The sequence below is a fragment of the Leclercia sp. M-A074-M genome (genome assembly GCF_965195605.1).
Lineage (GTDB): Bacteria > Pseudomonadota > Gammaproteobacteria > Enterobacterales > Enterobacteriaceae > Enterobacter.
On the sequence record NZ_CBDAHM010000005.1, the window covers coordinates 211062 to 224387 of the forward strand.

General features: G+C 52.9%; 12 protein-coding genes and 4 pseudogenes. 11 read left to right on the top strand and 5 right to left on the bottom strand.

Features of this window, described 5'->3' with window-relative positions:
* Window positions 1–8 precede the first annotated feature (8 nt).
* The 3 genes from ACOKCT_RS12745 (at window position 9) to ACOKCT_RS12755 (ending at window position 3422) form a co-directional block, all read left to right on the top strand.
* Window positions 9–998: a glycosyl hydrolase family 8 gene (locus ACOKCT_RS12745; protein WP_159339926.1), complete on the top strand. Its 990-nt coding sequence runs from the start codon at window positions 9–11 to the stop codon at window positions 996–998.
* 337 nt (window positions 999–1335) lie between these two features.
* Window positions 1336–1788 (top strand): hypothetical protein, encoded by a 453-nt coding sequence (locus ACOKCT_RS12750; RefSeq protein WP_103177085.1) that lies wholly within the window; start codon window positions 1336–1338, stop codon window positions 1786–1788.
* A 326-nt stretch (window positions 1789–2114) separates the two neighbouring features.
* On the top strand, window positions 2115–3422 hold the full coding sequence (locus ACOKCT_RS12755; RefSeq protein WP_114316733.1) for a tyrosine-type recombinase/integrase: 1308 nt from the start codon (window positions 2115–2117) through the stop codon (window positions 3420–3422).
* A 152-nt stretch (window positions 3423–3574) separates the two neighbouring features.
* On the opposite strand, the pseudogene ACOKCT_RS12760 reads toward ACOKCT_RS12755, so the two are convergent.
* Both ACOKCT_RS12760 and ACOKCT_RS12765 read right to left on the bottom strand, forming a co-directional pair.
* Window positions 3575–4358, bottom strand: a pseudogene (locus ACOKCT_RS12760) (IS1 family transposase).
* Window positions 4350–4532, bottom strand: a pseudogene (locus tag ACOKCT_RS12765) (transposase); the annotation flags it as partial. The pseudogenes ACOKCT_RS12760 and ACOKCT_RS12765, both read right to left, overlap by 9 nt.
* A 410-nt stretch (window positions 4533–4942) precedes the next feature.
* Between ACOKCT_RS12765 and ACOKCT_RS12770 the strand changes: the two are divergent.
* Window positions 4943–6076, top strand: a complete 1134-nt coding sequence (locus ACOKCT_RS12770; protein WP_114316735.1) for a glutathione-independent formaldehyde dehydrogenase — start codon at window positions 4943–4945, stop codon at window positions 6074–6076.
* A 283-nt stretch (window positions 6077–6359) separates the two neighbouring features.
* On the opposite strand, the pseudogene ACOKCT_RS12775 reads toward ACOKCT_RS12770, so the two are convergent.
* Window positions 6360–6431: pseudogene (locus ACOKCT_RS12775) on the bottom strand (IS1 family transposase); the annotation flags it as partial.
* Between the two features lie 141 nt (window positions 6432–6572).
* Between ACOKCT_RS12775 and ACOKCT_RS12780 the strand changes: the two are divergent.
* Genes ACOKCT_RS12780 through ACOKCT_RS12795 form a run of 4 tightly spaced genes read left to right on the top strand, consistent with a single transcriptional unit; the run spans window position 6573 to window position 7546 of the window.
* The gene (locus tag ACOKCT_RS12780; protein ID WP_371413999.1) at window positions 6573–6806 is read left to right on the top strand and encodes a hypothetical protein; all 234 of its coding nucleotides are present in this window, start codon (window positions 6573–6575) and stop codon (window positions 6804–6806) included.
* A gap of 19 nt (window positions 6807–6825) precedes the next feature.
* On the top strand, window positions 6826–7035 hold the full coding sequence (locus ACOKCT_RS12785) for a hypothetical protein (RefSeq protein WP_371414000.1): 210 nt from the start codon (window positions 6826–6828) through the stop codon (window positions 7033–7035).
* Between the two features lie 9 nt (window positions 7036–7044).
* Window positions 7045–7218, top strand: a complete 174-nt coding sequence (locus tag ACOKCT_RS12790) for a hypothetical protein (protein WP_371414002.1) — start codon at window positions 7045–7047, stop codon at window positions 7216–7218.
* A 4-nt stretch (window positions 7219–7222) separates the two neighbouring features.
* A complete protein-coding gene (locus ACOKCT_RS12795; RefSeq protein WP_371414003.1) occupies window positions 7223–7546 on the top strand; it encodes a diguanylate cyclase in 324 nt (107 codons plus the stop codon).
* On the opposite strand, the pseudogene ACOKCT_RS12800 reads toward ACOKCT_RS12795, so the two are convergent.
* Both ACOKCT_RS12800 and ACOKCT_RS12805 read right to left on the bottom strand, forming a co-directional pair.
* A pseudogene (locus tag ACOKCT_RS12800) lies at window positions 7461–7988 on the bottom strand (EAL domain-containing protein); the annotation flags it as partial. The gene ACOKCT_RS12795 and the pseudogene ACOKCT_RS12800 overlap by 86 nt on opposite strands.
* Window positions 7989–8090: 102 nt before the next feature.
* Window positions 8091–8966 carry an MBL fold metallo-hydrolase gene (locus ACOKCT_RS12805; protein WP_114316737.1) on the bottom strand — a complete coding sequence of 292 codons (876 nt, stop codon included), beginning with the start codon at window positions 8964–8966 and terminating at the stop codon, window positions 8091–8093.
* A gap of 184 nt (window positions 8967–9150) precedes the next feature.
* Here ACOKCT_RS12805 and ACOKCT_RS12810 point away from each other — a divergent pair.
* The 3 genes from ACOKCT_RS12810 (at window position 9151) to ACOKCT_RS12820 (ending at window position 13204) form a co-directional block, all read left to right on the top strand.
* Window positions 9151–10298 (top strand): IS3 family transposase gene (locus ACOKCT_RS12810; RefSeq protein ID WP_114316739.1). Its coding sequence is split into 2 segments (ribosomal slippage): window positions 9151–9388 and window positions 9388–10298, totalling 1149 coding nucleotides; the frame shifts between segments, so codons are not numbered across the junction.
* Window positions 10299–10597: 299 nt separating this feature from the next.
* Window positions 10598–11521: an aminoimidazole riboside kinase gene (locus ACOKCT_RS12815; protein WP_114316740.1), complete on the top strand. Its 924-nt coding sequence runs from the start codon at window positions 10598–10600 to the stop codon at window positions 11519–11521.
* Window positions 11522–11686: 165 nt separating this feature from the next.
* Entirely contained in the window at window positions 11687–13204 is a 1518-nt protein-coding gene (locus ACOKCT_RS12820) for a carbohydrate porin (protein WP_420193536.1), read from the top strand.
* The last annotated feature ends 122 nt before the right edge of the window (window positions 13205–13326 follow it).

Sequence of the window (13326 nt, forward strand, 5' to 3'; positions counted from 1 at the left end):
GATCGGCCATGTGGCAGCGAATTAAAATCGTGGTTCTGGCGCTGGGGCTGTTGTTAAGCCATCAGGTTTTCGCTGGAAGCGCATGGGAGAGTTACAAGGCGCGGTTTTTGATGCCGGATGGTCGCATCATTGATACCGGCAACAACAGCGTGAGCCATACCGAGGGGCAGGGCTTCGCCATGATGATGGCGGTGCGCAACAACGATCGCGCGGGTTTTGACAAAATCTGGAGCTGGACCAAAAAGAATCTGCAAAACCCACAGACGGGCCTGTTCTACTGGCGCTTTAACCCGGTGGCCGCCGATCCGGTTATGGATAAAAACAATGCCACCGACGGCGATACCTTTATCGCCTGGGCGCTGTTAAAGGCGGGCACCCAGTGGAATGACAGCAATTACCTGAACGCGTCGGATGCCATCACCAAAGAGCTGGTGGCCCGCAATGTGATCAGCTTTGCCGGTTACCGCGTGATGCTGCCTGGCGCGAAAGGCTTTAACCTCAACAGCCATGTGAATCTCAACCCCTCCTATTTTATCTTCCCGGCCTGGGAGGATTTCGCGAAGCGCAGCCATCTGACGGTGTGGCGTGATTTGATCAATGACGGGCAGAAGCTGCTGGTGAAAATGCGCTTCGGCAACACGCAGCTCCCGGCGGACTGGGTTTCACTGTACGCCGACGGGCGCGTAACCCCGGCCAAAGAGTGGCCGGCGCGCTTCAGCTACGATGCGATCCGCGTGCCGCTCTACGTGAAGTGGTATCAGCCAACCAGCCCGCTGATGGCGCCATATACCGCCTACTGGGGACGTTTTGCCCGTACCCAGACGCCAGCCTGGGTGAACATCACCACCAACGATCCGGCGCCCTATATGATGGACGGCGGTCTGCTGGCGGTGCGTGACCTGGCGATGGGGCAACTCCCGGCGGGCGAGCCGCAGATCACGGCTCAGGAGGATTACTATTCTGCGAGTCTGAAGATGCTGGTGTCGCTGGCAAGGTAAGTTTTACCTTCCTAAGGTGAGATTCTGGAAAGCGCCTCGCAAGAATGACTTGCGGTGGCGCTTTTTGTTTTGTGTGGGGGAGAGCAGGGCGTAGAGTCTCCTCGTTGCGGTGAAACCTGCAACCGGGCGTAGGAACCCGCTTTAGTACAAGGTGACCCAGATTCACGATCTGGTGTCCTGCCAGCGCGTATCCCGATATGATTACAGTGGCGCTGGCGGAGCAGCCGAAAGGCTGGCCGATCCCCTTGTACGTCGGCATTCCTACCTCCGTCAGCGTCACCCCCCGAGCGTAGGAACTCTGGTGGTGATCTTATTTCTCGTACAAGGAGGATGCCTTATGGCTACGATCCCAACCCTGACTTACCCCGAATCTGACGAAAGCGTTATCCGCCACTTGCTCACCTCGCCCCTGCCTGCCTCTGCTGACCTGTTTGAGGTCACGGATCGTTGCGCGGCTCTGGTAACAGTTCTGCTTGAAACTAAAGAAATTACCGCGCGTCTGGCGTTATGCGGACGGCTGTCGCACGTGCTCACCCGACTGGCGCAACTGTGTGATGAAGATTTACCCCCACACCTTATTGCCCAGCTCACCGTTGATGAGCTGCCGGATTCCGCCATGCCGGACTGCTGGCAGGATACCTGTTTGATGGTGGGATATCTGCGTTCGCTGAATCAGGCGTTACTGGGGAATATGCTGCCGGGCGCAGTCGCGGAGGATCTGACCGGGCTGCTGCACGATCTGGTGTATATCTTGCGGGATTATGTGAGGGAGCCGTACCGGACGCACTGAGAGCGTGCTAGAAGCTACTTATTAGTGTTAGCGTAAAAAAAAGCCACTCACTGGAGTGGCTTAATTCTTTGATTTTAAAGCCAAAATCTGGTGGCCCCTGCTGGACTTGAACCAGCGACCAAGCGATTATGAGTCATATGGATTTGATGTTTCATGATTTTTCATATTTTTGCAATTAGACTTAATGGATATAAATAACAATAGTTTATTTTATGATTGCTGTTTCATGTTGTTCTGCTTTTTATCCTTCAGTATCATCATTACGTCACCCACTACATCACCCAGAATCAGCTAGGTGATGTAACGAAGGAAGAACAGAAAACGCTATGTCTGATAATTTAACTGTCTCGATGATTAGCGGCTTAAAGCCGAAAACAACTGCTTACTACATCTGGGACAAAAGCGGTGAGCGTGGGGCTGGGCGTTTAGGGGTGAAAGTCGAGCCATCAGGCCAGCGAGTTTTTTACTATCGCTATTTTTGGCAGGGTAAACGGCAATTCATTCTGCTTGGCCGCTTTCCTGAGTTGTCACTCGCTCAGGCAAGGCTGCAATGTAAGGAACATGCGGGCCTTCTTAAAGAAGGAAAATCTCCTAAAGCTGAAATCGCAGAACAACTCTTTACTGCCGAACAACAACAGCGCGAAGACCAGCTCAAAGGCAGCATTGAGCAACTCATTTTGGGTTACACCACCAAAATGCGTGAAGACGGCAAACGTACCTGGCAACAGGTCCTGTACCGGCTGGAAAAAGAAACCTACCTATTTATACCTAAAGTGACGAAAGCGCGTGACGTTACACCCGCTCATATCAAACAAATTCTGGCGGCTATTATCAAACGTGGAGCCTCGGTTGAAGCAAACCGTGTCCGCTCTTATCTAATGGCAGCCTTCAATTATGGATTGAAGGCAGACAACGACCCGGCAAACCACCTGCAGAATGTTATGTTTGGGCTCCTGATGAACCCAGTCAGTGTCATTCCTAAACAATCAGCAGCGGAAAAACCGGGTACAAACTGGCTGAAATTAGATGAGTTGCTGCAATTGATGGGGGATTTCCCCAAAGCGCCAAAAGTGGGCTTGTTAATCAGTCAATTGCTTAACTTATGTGTCTACACGGGCGGCCAGAGGCCACATGAACTGGTTTCCAGCCGTTGGGGTGCGATTAACTGGGAAGAGAAGACGTTATTGATAGTGGCGGATGTTTCGAAAAATAAAAGAGACCATCTGGTACCGTTGACTGAGTCAGCCATTGGGATACTCGAAAAGTTGAAAGCTGAGAATCTTAATCAGAGCCCTTACATCTTCCCGCAGCGCATCAAATCTGAACAGCATCTGCGCACAGACAGCTTCGCGCAAGCCATCATCTATTATCGGGAACACTTTTCGTTGAGCCCGTCATTTATTGCTCGTGATATTCGCCGTACCTGTAAGACTCTGATGGGGGAAGCGGGTATCGCTAAAGACCTGCGTGACCGTATTCAGAACCATGCCCTACAGGATGTAAGTTCTAAACACTATGATCGTTACGATTACTTGGTTGAAAAGCGTAAGGCACTCGAAATCTGGGAGTCGCGGGTGAACAACCACCAGCAACAGCAAGAAAACAACGTAGTGAATCTTTTTCGGCAGAAATGAAGGCTACTTAAATCGGAACTCTGGATTTGCTGGCGAGACCAACGGTTTTCGCCAGTTTTCGGTTGTGTTTAAGTTGTTGCTCAATTTACTTTCTACCAACAGGTCCTTGTTTCTTAAGATCAATGTGGCCTTTTACGGGTAATGGTTCCAACTTACTGATAGTGGTTTATGTTCAGAAAATGCCCGATGACTTTGTCATGCAGCCCCACCGATTTTGAGAACGACAGTGACTTCCTTCCCAGCCTGGCTAGAGGCTGTCTCACATTCATGTTATGCAGTTTAATGCGCTGCGTGTAACGTTTGCTGATAATGTGCAGCTTTCCCTTCAGGCGTGACTCATACAGCGGCCAGCCATCCGTCATCCATACCACGACCACGACATCAAAGGGCGACAGCAGGCTCAGAAGAAGCTCCAGCGTGGCCATAGTGCGTTCATTGAAGACGTGTGCTACGACCGTCCTGCGTATCCTGTCATACGCTAAAACAGCCAGCGCTGGCGTGATTTAGCACCGCCGCAGCCCCACTGTTCGTCCATTTCAGCGCAGACAATAACGTCACTGCCCGGTTGTATGCGGGAGGTTACCTGCTGTGGCCTGAGTATTTAAGTGCCGTAAAATCGTGTTGAGGCCAACGCCCATAATGCGGGCGGTTGCCCGGCATCCGACGCCATTCATGGTCATATCAACGATTTTCTGGTGTGTACCCGTCCAGATATAGGTCACATCACCACGCATGGTTGGGCTCCGTTACGGCAAACTGTCGCTCAAGATTATTCGAGATAACGACGTGCTCATGACCGCCACGTTTATACCGGTGAGTCGACTGCTGGCCACTAATCAGTCCCAGCTCTTTCATAAGCCTGCCAGTAAGCCAGCGCCCCATCTGGTAGCCTCTCCGGGTTGCCATTGTGGTGATTTTCGATTTTTTTGGTGTCATCGGAGAGACTTTTGGTGTTTTGCCCTGACGCTCATTACGCAGTTGTTTGACCCCTCTTGTCATTGTGGAAAGGCCGACATTCGTAGCTTTGGCGGCATCTGCCACCGTGTAGTTCTGGTCAACAACTAGTTGAGCGGATTCGCGTTTGAACTCTGTACTGAAATTTTTTTTCATTGGAGCGCCTGAGTTGTTCTGAAGTAAGCATATCACCTCTGTTCAGGTGGCCAAATTCAGTGAAACACTACACTGGATGTAAAAATCAGCAGGCGAAGACACCTCTTATTTTTCCATTAACCTCAGCAACATCCGCTACTGGTACAGAACTTACTGAGGGAAAGGCAAACGTCTGTGTAGTGTTTGCCTGTCTGCTTAGAAAACGTATTCACCCATGATTTTTAAACGTTTTCAAGGCAGCCTTCATCAGTAAGTGCTTGGCTTACAAACGCCTTGGTACTCTGGTAAGGAACATCCAGCTCGTCCCTCCACCCTTCGCAATATCTGTCATCGCAGCTAAGCTTGATTGATACCCCAACCCGCCGGGCAGCAGTTTGCTTCCGGATTCCGGATGTAAGAAGGAGAAAAACATGAAAGCAGTAATTTATAATGGTCCTTACGATGTCAGGATTAAAGACGTACCTGATGCAAAAATTGTTCGTCCTACGGATGTCCTTGTTCGCATTACCACCACCAATATTTGTGGATCGGACCTGCATATGTATGAGGGCCGGACTAGCTTCGAACAGGGACGTATTCTGGGCCACGAGAACCTGGGTGAAGTGGTAGAAATTGGCTCGGGCGTTGAACGTATTAAGGTGGGTGACTATGTTTGCCTGCCGTTTAACGTAGGATGTGGTTTTTGCGAAAACTGTGAAAAAGGTCTGACTGGCTTTTGTCTTACCACCAATCCGGGTACAGCTGGAGCAGCCTATGGATTTGCTGAAATGGGGCCTTGGGAAGGCGGTCAGGCGGAACTGCTTCGGGTACCATTTGCCGACTTTAACTGCCTTGTTCTTCCTTCCGACGCGGCAGAAAAAGAAGATGATTATGTTATGCTCTCTGATATTTTTCCTACCGGATGGCATGCAACAGAACTTGCCGGATTAAAGCCTGGCGAAAGCGTGGCCATCTATGGCGCAGGTCCAGTTGGTTTGATGGCCGCTCATTCAGCGATCATTAAAGGCGCTTCACAGGTGTTTGTAGTGGATACGCATAAGGACCGGTTGGCTCTGGCAGAAAAAATGGGAGCTATAGGCATTAATGCTATTGGTGATGAAGCAGTCCAAAAAATTCTCGACCTGACGGATGGACGCGGTACTGATTGTGGCTGCGAATGTGTTGGCTATCAGTGCTGTAACAAGCATGGTCATGAAGACAATTCGGTCACCATGAACAGTCTTGTTGCATCAACGAAAGCAACAGGGGGAATTGGTGTGGTTGGCGTTTTTATTCCTCAGGATCCGGGCGCTGAATCTGACCTTGCAAAAGAGGGTAGGGTGCCATTTGATTTTGGCAGTTTCTGGTTTAAAGGACAGGCAATCCGTACCGGACAGGCTAATGTCAAGGCCTATAACCGTCAGCTTTCCCGCCTCATCCATCACGGGAAAGCCACCCCGGGTCAAATAATTTCACACCGTCTTTCGCTTGAAGAGGCTCCTGTGGGATATAAACACTTCGATGATCGAGATGAGGGATGGACAAAGGTTATCCTTAAGCCTTAAATAACGTTGACCGGTAAGCGAAAGCAAAAATCGGGAAATCGCATCCCTTTTGACAGGGTGCAAAAAGGTACCCTGTCAGGTAATTATTCTTCATATCTCCAGTTGCCAAGCGCGCCCATGCCGGAGTTTTACCGAGTGGCGCGGCCTGCTCCGACGCTGAGGATCGGATCACTATATCTGTTAGGGGTCAGTTTGGATACCGAAAATTATTGTACGTTAAGGTCATTTTTTGACCTTTTTACTTTAGCTGGCCTTAGCAGACGAAACTGGTAATGGTTCCAACTTACTGATAGTGTTTTATGTTCAGATAATGCCCGATGATTTTGTCATGCAGCTCCACCGATTTCGGCAGGCTATCGCCACGCAGAAGCCGTTTATTTCGGCGCCCTTTACCTCGGCGACGGGCAACTACGTGGTTTCTGTCGCAGCCGCTCTTCACGCCGCACGGCAGTTACCTGGGCTACATTGGCGGCACAATCTACCTCAAAAGCATAGCATGCTGAGCGACATCCTGAGCCAGCATTTCTACGCTCGCGGCTCTATCGTCAGCAATGACGGCCTCATCATCTTCAGCCACGATCCGTCACGCATGGGAACAAAAATGGCGCTGAACTCCGCGCTGCGCAAGCGGCTGGCCTCCATGGACAGCGGGCGGTTCAGCTCGGAGGCGGACGGGCTACGCCAGCCTGCACAAAACGGACTGGAACATTTTTATCGCCGGGACCTCTGAGACGGTCCGGCATATTCTGGTGCGCACGGCAGAAAACGCACTGTGGTTCCTGCTGAGCATCGTTATCCTGACGGTCGCCGTGGTGACCCTGCTGGCCGGGCGCATTGCCTCTCCCCTGGAGACGCTGGCGGGCATGGTGCGGGATGAGGGGAATGACGCGTCGCTGGCATCGGTGAAGGCCTGGTACTTTGAGGCCGACCGTCTGAAGCAGGCCGTGGAGGAGGAGTAGCGCCACGCCATGGCAGGCCCCATGGCCGCGCTCAGCGACGAGGCCATGACCGACCCGCTGGCCGGGCTCTGCAACCGGCGTGGCTTTACTCTGCTGGCGGACAGGAGCCGCGAAGATGCCTCGCAGTGCGTGATTGCACTTGATATCGACCACTTTCGACTGGTACGGGCACGATGCGGGTGATGCGGTGCTGGTCAGCCTGCTACGGCAGGCCTGCCGCACGGGAGACGTGGTCAGCCGCTTCGGCGGCGAGGAGTTTATTCTCCTGCTGCTGCAGACGGCGCTGGAGGATGCGGCCCGGACGGCGGAGCGCATCCGCGAGGTGGTGAGCACCACGATGTTCCCGTTCGTCGGTGCCATGACGGTGTCGGCAGGCGTGGCGTCCCTGGCAACTGTGGCAGCGGGTCAGCACTGGCCGCGCAGCTCCACGAAAGCCACTCGTCAAGCTCCGCCTCCGGCAGCGGCCGGAAATAGAAGAATCCCTGCGCCTGGTCGCAGCCGTACTCCGTGAGCTCGGTAACCGTATCGGCATCCTTAACGCCTTCGGCCAGCACCGTGTAGTCCAGATCCTTCAGCATGGCGATGATGCGTGAAGCGGTGTCTGACAAGATTTCGCTGATGAGCGTGCGGTCGAGCTTGATAACGTCCAGCGGCATGCGCCGCAGGTAGCTGATGTTGCTGTAGCCGGTGCCGAAGTCGTCCAGCGAAACCCCGCCCCCCCGCAGCTTCAGCATCTCCAGCCCGCGCATCGCCGCCAGGTTTTCAATAATCCGCTCGCTCTCCAGGCACTCAATGCCCAGCAGCGAGGGAGAAAGCTTCGCTTTTATCATCTTCGCCTCCAGCGCGTCGGCAAAGCCCTCGCGGGCAAAGTCCCGGCTACTGGCGTTTATGGTCACCGGGAGCTAGATGCAGCTGTTGCGCAGGCGGACAAGGCGGCCGATGGTGCGGTCCGTAAACGGGTTCTTATGCCTTAGTTGTAAGTGTCTACCATGTCCCCGAACAAGTGTTCACGATGTCCCCGGACTGTACACTCTGCCGTAACAGGAGGGGATGGATCATACCGCAGGTGACCAGAGGTCGTAGTTCAGCGCATAGGTGCTGCCATCCCGCACAACCTTACCTGTAGTTGGCAGGTTAAAGTGCATTCCGCTTACGGCCAGACTATCGCTAGCCACACGGTCAAGCAGCTTGCCACGAATGGCAGCCGCAGCAGCGGGATCGCTGTCAAATGCGATTGTAACGTCAGGCTGAGCAATCTGAACGTGAGGGAAATGAACAATGTCACCCCAGATGAGCAGAGACTCTTTTTCATCGCCCAGCAAATATCCGCTGTGACCCGGCGTGTGTCCAAACAGTTCTACTGTCTGAATTCCGGGCAGAATCGACTCCTCGCGGAATGGAACCAGCTTATCGTCATAAGCATTGAAGGCATTTTTTGCCACTTCAAAGAAGGGCTTAAACGCATCAGGCGCGCCTGCTGAAATGGTTTCATCACGCCAGAAAGCGAGTTCTTTTTCATGAACAAAAAGCTGCTGAACATTGCGGAACACCGGAGTCTGTAAGGGACCAGCAAGTCCACCAATATGATCTGGATGGGCGTGAGTCAGCAGGATGGTATCGATAGCGAGGGGGTCAATACCTGCTGCTGCCAGGGCAACCTGAAGCCGGCCGCCCCAGCCATTGATACCACCAGCGCCGCTGTCAACCAGAATGGTACGCTCAGGTGTCTGAATGACATAAACGTTGATATTGATACGAGGTAATACCGGGGCACCCCGCTTCTGAAGCAGGGCTTCAGCACGAGACCCATCAATGCCTGACAGCAGTTCAAAGGAGACGTCGAGGTAACCATCACTTAGCATGGTCACCGTCATGTCGCCCACTTTTTTTCGATTGATGGCCGGTGCCTGCCAGTTCAGATGTGATGTCATGTTTTACTCCATTGCGGTGAGGGGATACAAAAATTTTCATAAAGATCATAACGTGTTCTGAGAAAAGAACTGCTCAAATTAGTATGCGAAACGCTCATTTATAAACTGGAGCACGGCAGGATGAATCGCCACGGGTTTAACAGACACCTCAGAGTCATTTAAGATGGCTTAAAGAGAGGTGCCCATGAGCGGTAAGCGTTATCCCGAAGAGTTTAAAATTGAAGCAGTCAAACAGGTTGTTGATCGTGGTTATTCTGTTTCCAGCGTTGCAACACGTCTCGATATCACCACCCACAGCCTTTACGCCTGGATAAAGAAGTACGGTCCGGATTCCTCCACTCATAAAGAACAGTCAGATGCTCAGGCCGAGATCCGCCGTCTCCAGAAAGAGCTGAAGCGGGTTACTGACGAACGGGACATATTAAAAAAAGCCGCGGCGTACTTCGCAAAACTGTCCGACTGAGGTACGCCTTTATCCGTGACAACGCCCGTTGCTGGCCTGTTCGCCTGCTCTGTCGGGTGCTGGATGTTCATCCCAGTGGCTTTTACGCATGGCTTCAGCAGCCGCATTCACAACGCCATCGGGCAGACCTGAGACTGACAGGACAGATTAAACAGTTCTGGCTGGAATCGGGATGCGTCTATGGTTATCGCAAGATCCATCTGAATCTGCGGGACAGCGGGCAACAGTGCGGAGTCAACAGAGTCTGGCGACTGATGAAACGTGTCGGGATAAAGGCTCAGGTCGGATACCGGAGCCCGCGGGCTCGTAAAGGCGAGGCCAGTATTGTGTCGCCCAACAGGCTCCAGCGACAGTTCAATCCGGATGCTCCGGATGAGCGTTGGGTAACCGACATAACCTATATCAGGACCCACGAAGGCTGGCTGTATCTTGCTGTGGTTGTTGATCTGTTCTCACGCAAAATTATCGGCTGGTCCATGCAATCCCGGATGACAAAGGACATTTTCCTGAACGCACTGCTGATGGCTGTATGGCGGCGTAATCCCCAAAAACAGGTGCTGGTTCATTCGGATCAGGGCAGTCAGTACACAAGCCATGAGTGGCAGTCGTTCCTGAAATCACACGGACTGGAGGGCAGCATGAGCCGTCGCGGTAACTGCCACGATAATGCGGTTGCAGAAAGCTTTTTCCAGTTGTTGAAACGCGAACGGATAAAGAAAAAGTTCTACGGAACGCGGGAAGAAGCCCGCAGCGATATTTTTGATTACATCGAAATGTTTTATAACAGTAAGCGTCGGCATGGTTCTAGCGATCAGATGTCACCGACAGAATATGAAAACCAGTATTATCAACGGCTCGGAAGTGTCTAGATTATCCGTGGCGATTCACATTCTGAATTCATCCGCCAGTTCATCCGGGAACGGCTCTGGCAGGCAGTGCCCGCAGTCATACATGACCGACCTGATAACGTCTGGCCTTCTTCGCTCAGTAACGTTTTGTGTCCAGGACGTCAGTCTTCACAGCTGTCAAATCAACGCTATTTCATAAGGCGGCTCACGTTTTTATGTCATAAGCCGCGCTTTTCCGGCTGGAACGTTCCACCCACTCGGTCACTGTGATTTAATATGCTAAACCGGTTTAATTAAGTTTAGCTTTGGAGGGTTTTAGCATGAATGCAAAAGTTTGGGTTCTGGGCGACGCGGTGGTGGACCTGCTGCCAGAGAGCGAAGGGCGCCTGCTGCAGTGCCCTGGAGGCGCGCCGGCTAACGTGGCGGTAGGGGTTGCCCGCCTTGGCGGCAACAGCGGATTTATCGGCCGCGTCGGCGGTGACCCGTTTGGCCGCTACATGCGTCATACCCTGCAACAGGAGCAGGTCGACGTCAGCCATATGTATCTCGACGATCAGCACCGCACGTCCACTGTGGTCGTCGACCTTGACGACCAGGGGGAACGCACCTTTACCTTTATGGTACGCCCCAGCGCGGATCTGTTCCTGGTTGAAGAAGACCTGCCACAGTTTGCCGCCGGACAGTGGTTGCACGTCTGCTCCATCGCGCTCAGCGCCGAGCCCAGCCGTAGCACTACCTTCGCGGCGATGGAGAGCATCAGGTCTGCCGGCGGTCGGGTCAGCTTTGACCCTAATATTCGTCCCGATCTCTGGCAGGATCAGGCCTTGCTGCTAGCCTGCCTCGATCGCGCTTTGCACATGGCCAACGTGGTAAAGCTATCGGAAGAGGAGCTGGTCTTCATCAGCAGCAGTAATGATTTAGCATACGGAATCGCCAGCGTAACGGAGCGCTATCAGCCGGAATTGCTACTGGTGACCCGGGGCAAAGCGGGGGTGCTTGCCGCGTTTCAGCAGAAGTTTACCCATTTCAACGCCCGGCCTGTGGCCAGCGTGGACACCACCGGCGCGGGAGACGCATTTGTCGCCGGACTGCTCGCCAGCCTTGCGGCTAACGGGATGCCAACGGACATAACCGCACTGGAACCGACACTCACGCTTGCACAGACCTGCGGCGCCCTGGCCACCACAGCCAAAGGTGCGATGACCGCCTTGCCCTATCAGCGCGATCTCAACCGTCAGTTTTAATCCTTAAAGCCGCTTTGCGCGGCTCACTTTGTTGCATGCATCACATTTATTAAACCGGTTTAGCATATTTGTTTTAAGAAAAATAAAGGTCGGGCTTAACATAACAACTAAACCGGTTTAGCAAAAATTATCATTTTCCATTTTTACTTTTGGGATGCCAACAGCATGTACAGAAAAAGCACACTTGCTATGCTTATCGCTTTGCTAACCAGCGCTGCCTCAGCCCATGCGCAAACGGATATAAGCACCATTGAAGCCCGACTCAACACGCTGGAAAAACGCCTGCAGGAGGCAGAAAACAGGGCGCAAATGGCGGAAAACCGCGCCGGGGCGGCGGAGAAAAAAGTTCAGCAACTCACCGCGCAGCAGCAAAAAAACCAGAACTCGACTCATGAAGTGGCTCAGCGTACCGCCAGACTTGAGAAAAAAGCCGATGACAAAAGCGGCTTTGAGTTTCACGGTTACGCCCGCTCCGGCGTGATAATGAATGATTCCGGCGCCAGCACCAAACCCGGAGCCTACATAACGCCGGCAGGTGAAACCGGCGGAGCTATCGGCCGTCTGGGAAATCAGGCCGATACCTATGTTGAAATGAATCTTGAACATAAGCAGACCCTGGATAATGGGGCCACGACCCGCTTTAAGGTGATGGTCGCCGACGGGCAAACCTCTTATAACGACTGGACTGCAAGCACCAGCGATCTGAACGTTCGTCAGGCCTTTGTCGAATTGGGTAACCTGCCGACGTTCGCTGGGCCATTTAAGGGCTCCACCCTGTGGGCCGGGAAACGTTTCGACCGCGACAATTTCGATATTCACTGGATTGACTCTGATGTCGTGTTCCTCGCCGGTACCGGTGGTGGTATCTATGACGTGAAGTGGAACGACGGCCTGCGGAGTAATTTCTCCCTGTACGGGCGTAACTTCGGCGACATTGATGATTCCAGCAACAGCGTGCAGAACTATATCCTCACCATGAATCACTTCGCAGGTCCGCTGCAGATGATGGTCAGCGGTCTGCGGGCGAAGGATAACGACGAGCGTAAAGATAGCAACGGCAATCTGGTAAAAGGCGATGCGGCAAACACCGGCGTGCATGCGCTGCTCGGCCTGCATAACGACAGTTTCTACGGCCTGCGCGACGGTAGCAGTAAAACCGCTCTGCTTTATGGTCATGGTCTGGGCGCAGAGGTTAAAGGTATCGGATCTGATGGCGCACTTCGTCCGGGAGCCGACACATGGCGCATTGCCAGTTACGGCACCACGCCGCTCAGCGAAAACTGGTCTGTTGCCCCGGCAATGCTGGCGCAACGCAGTAAAGACCGCTATGCCGATGGCGACCGCTATCAGTGGGCAACATTCAACCTGCGTCTGATTCAGGCAATCAATCAGAATTTCGCTCTCGCCTACGAAGGCAGCTACCAGTACATGGATCTTAAACCCGAAGGTTATAACGATCGTCAGGCGGTGAACGGTAGCTTCTACAAGCTCACCTTCGCCCCGACATTTAAGGTCGGCAGTATCGGTGATTTCTTCAGTCGCCCGGAGATTCGTTTCTATAGCTCCTGGATGGACTGGAGCAAAAAACTGAATAATTACGCCAGCGACGACGCCCTGGGCAGTGACGGTTTTAACTCGGGCGGCGAATGGTCTTTCGGTATGCAGATGGAAACCTGGTTCTGACGGCTTACGCCTGATGACAGGAATAGCCGGGGGTCAGAGCATCTTTGTCACCCCGGACTCAACTAAGACGCAGAAAAAGCGCTCCCGTGAACGCGGGACGACAACATAAAAATGTTTAAGCC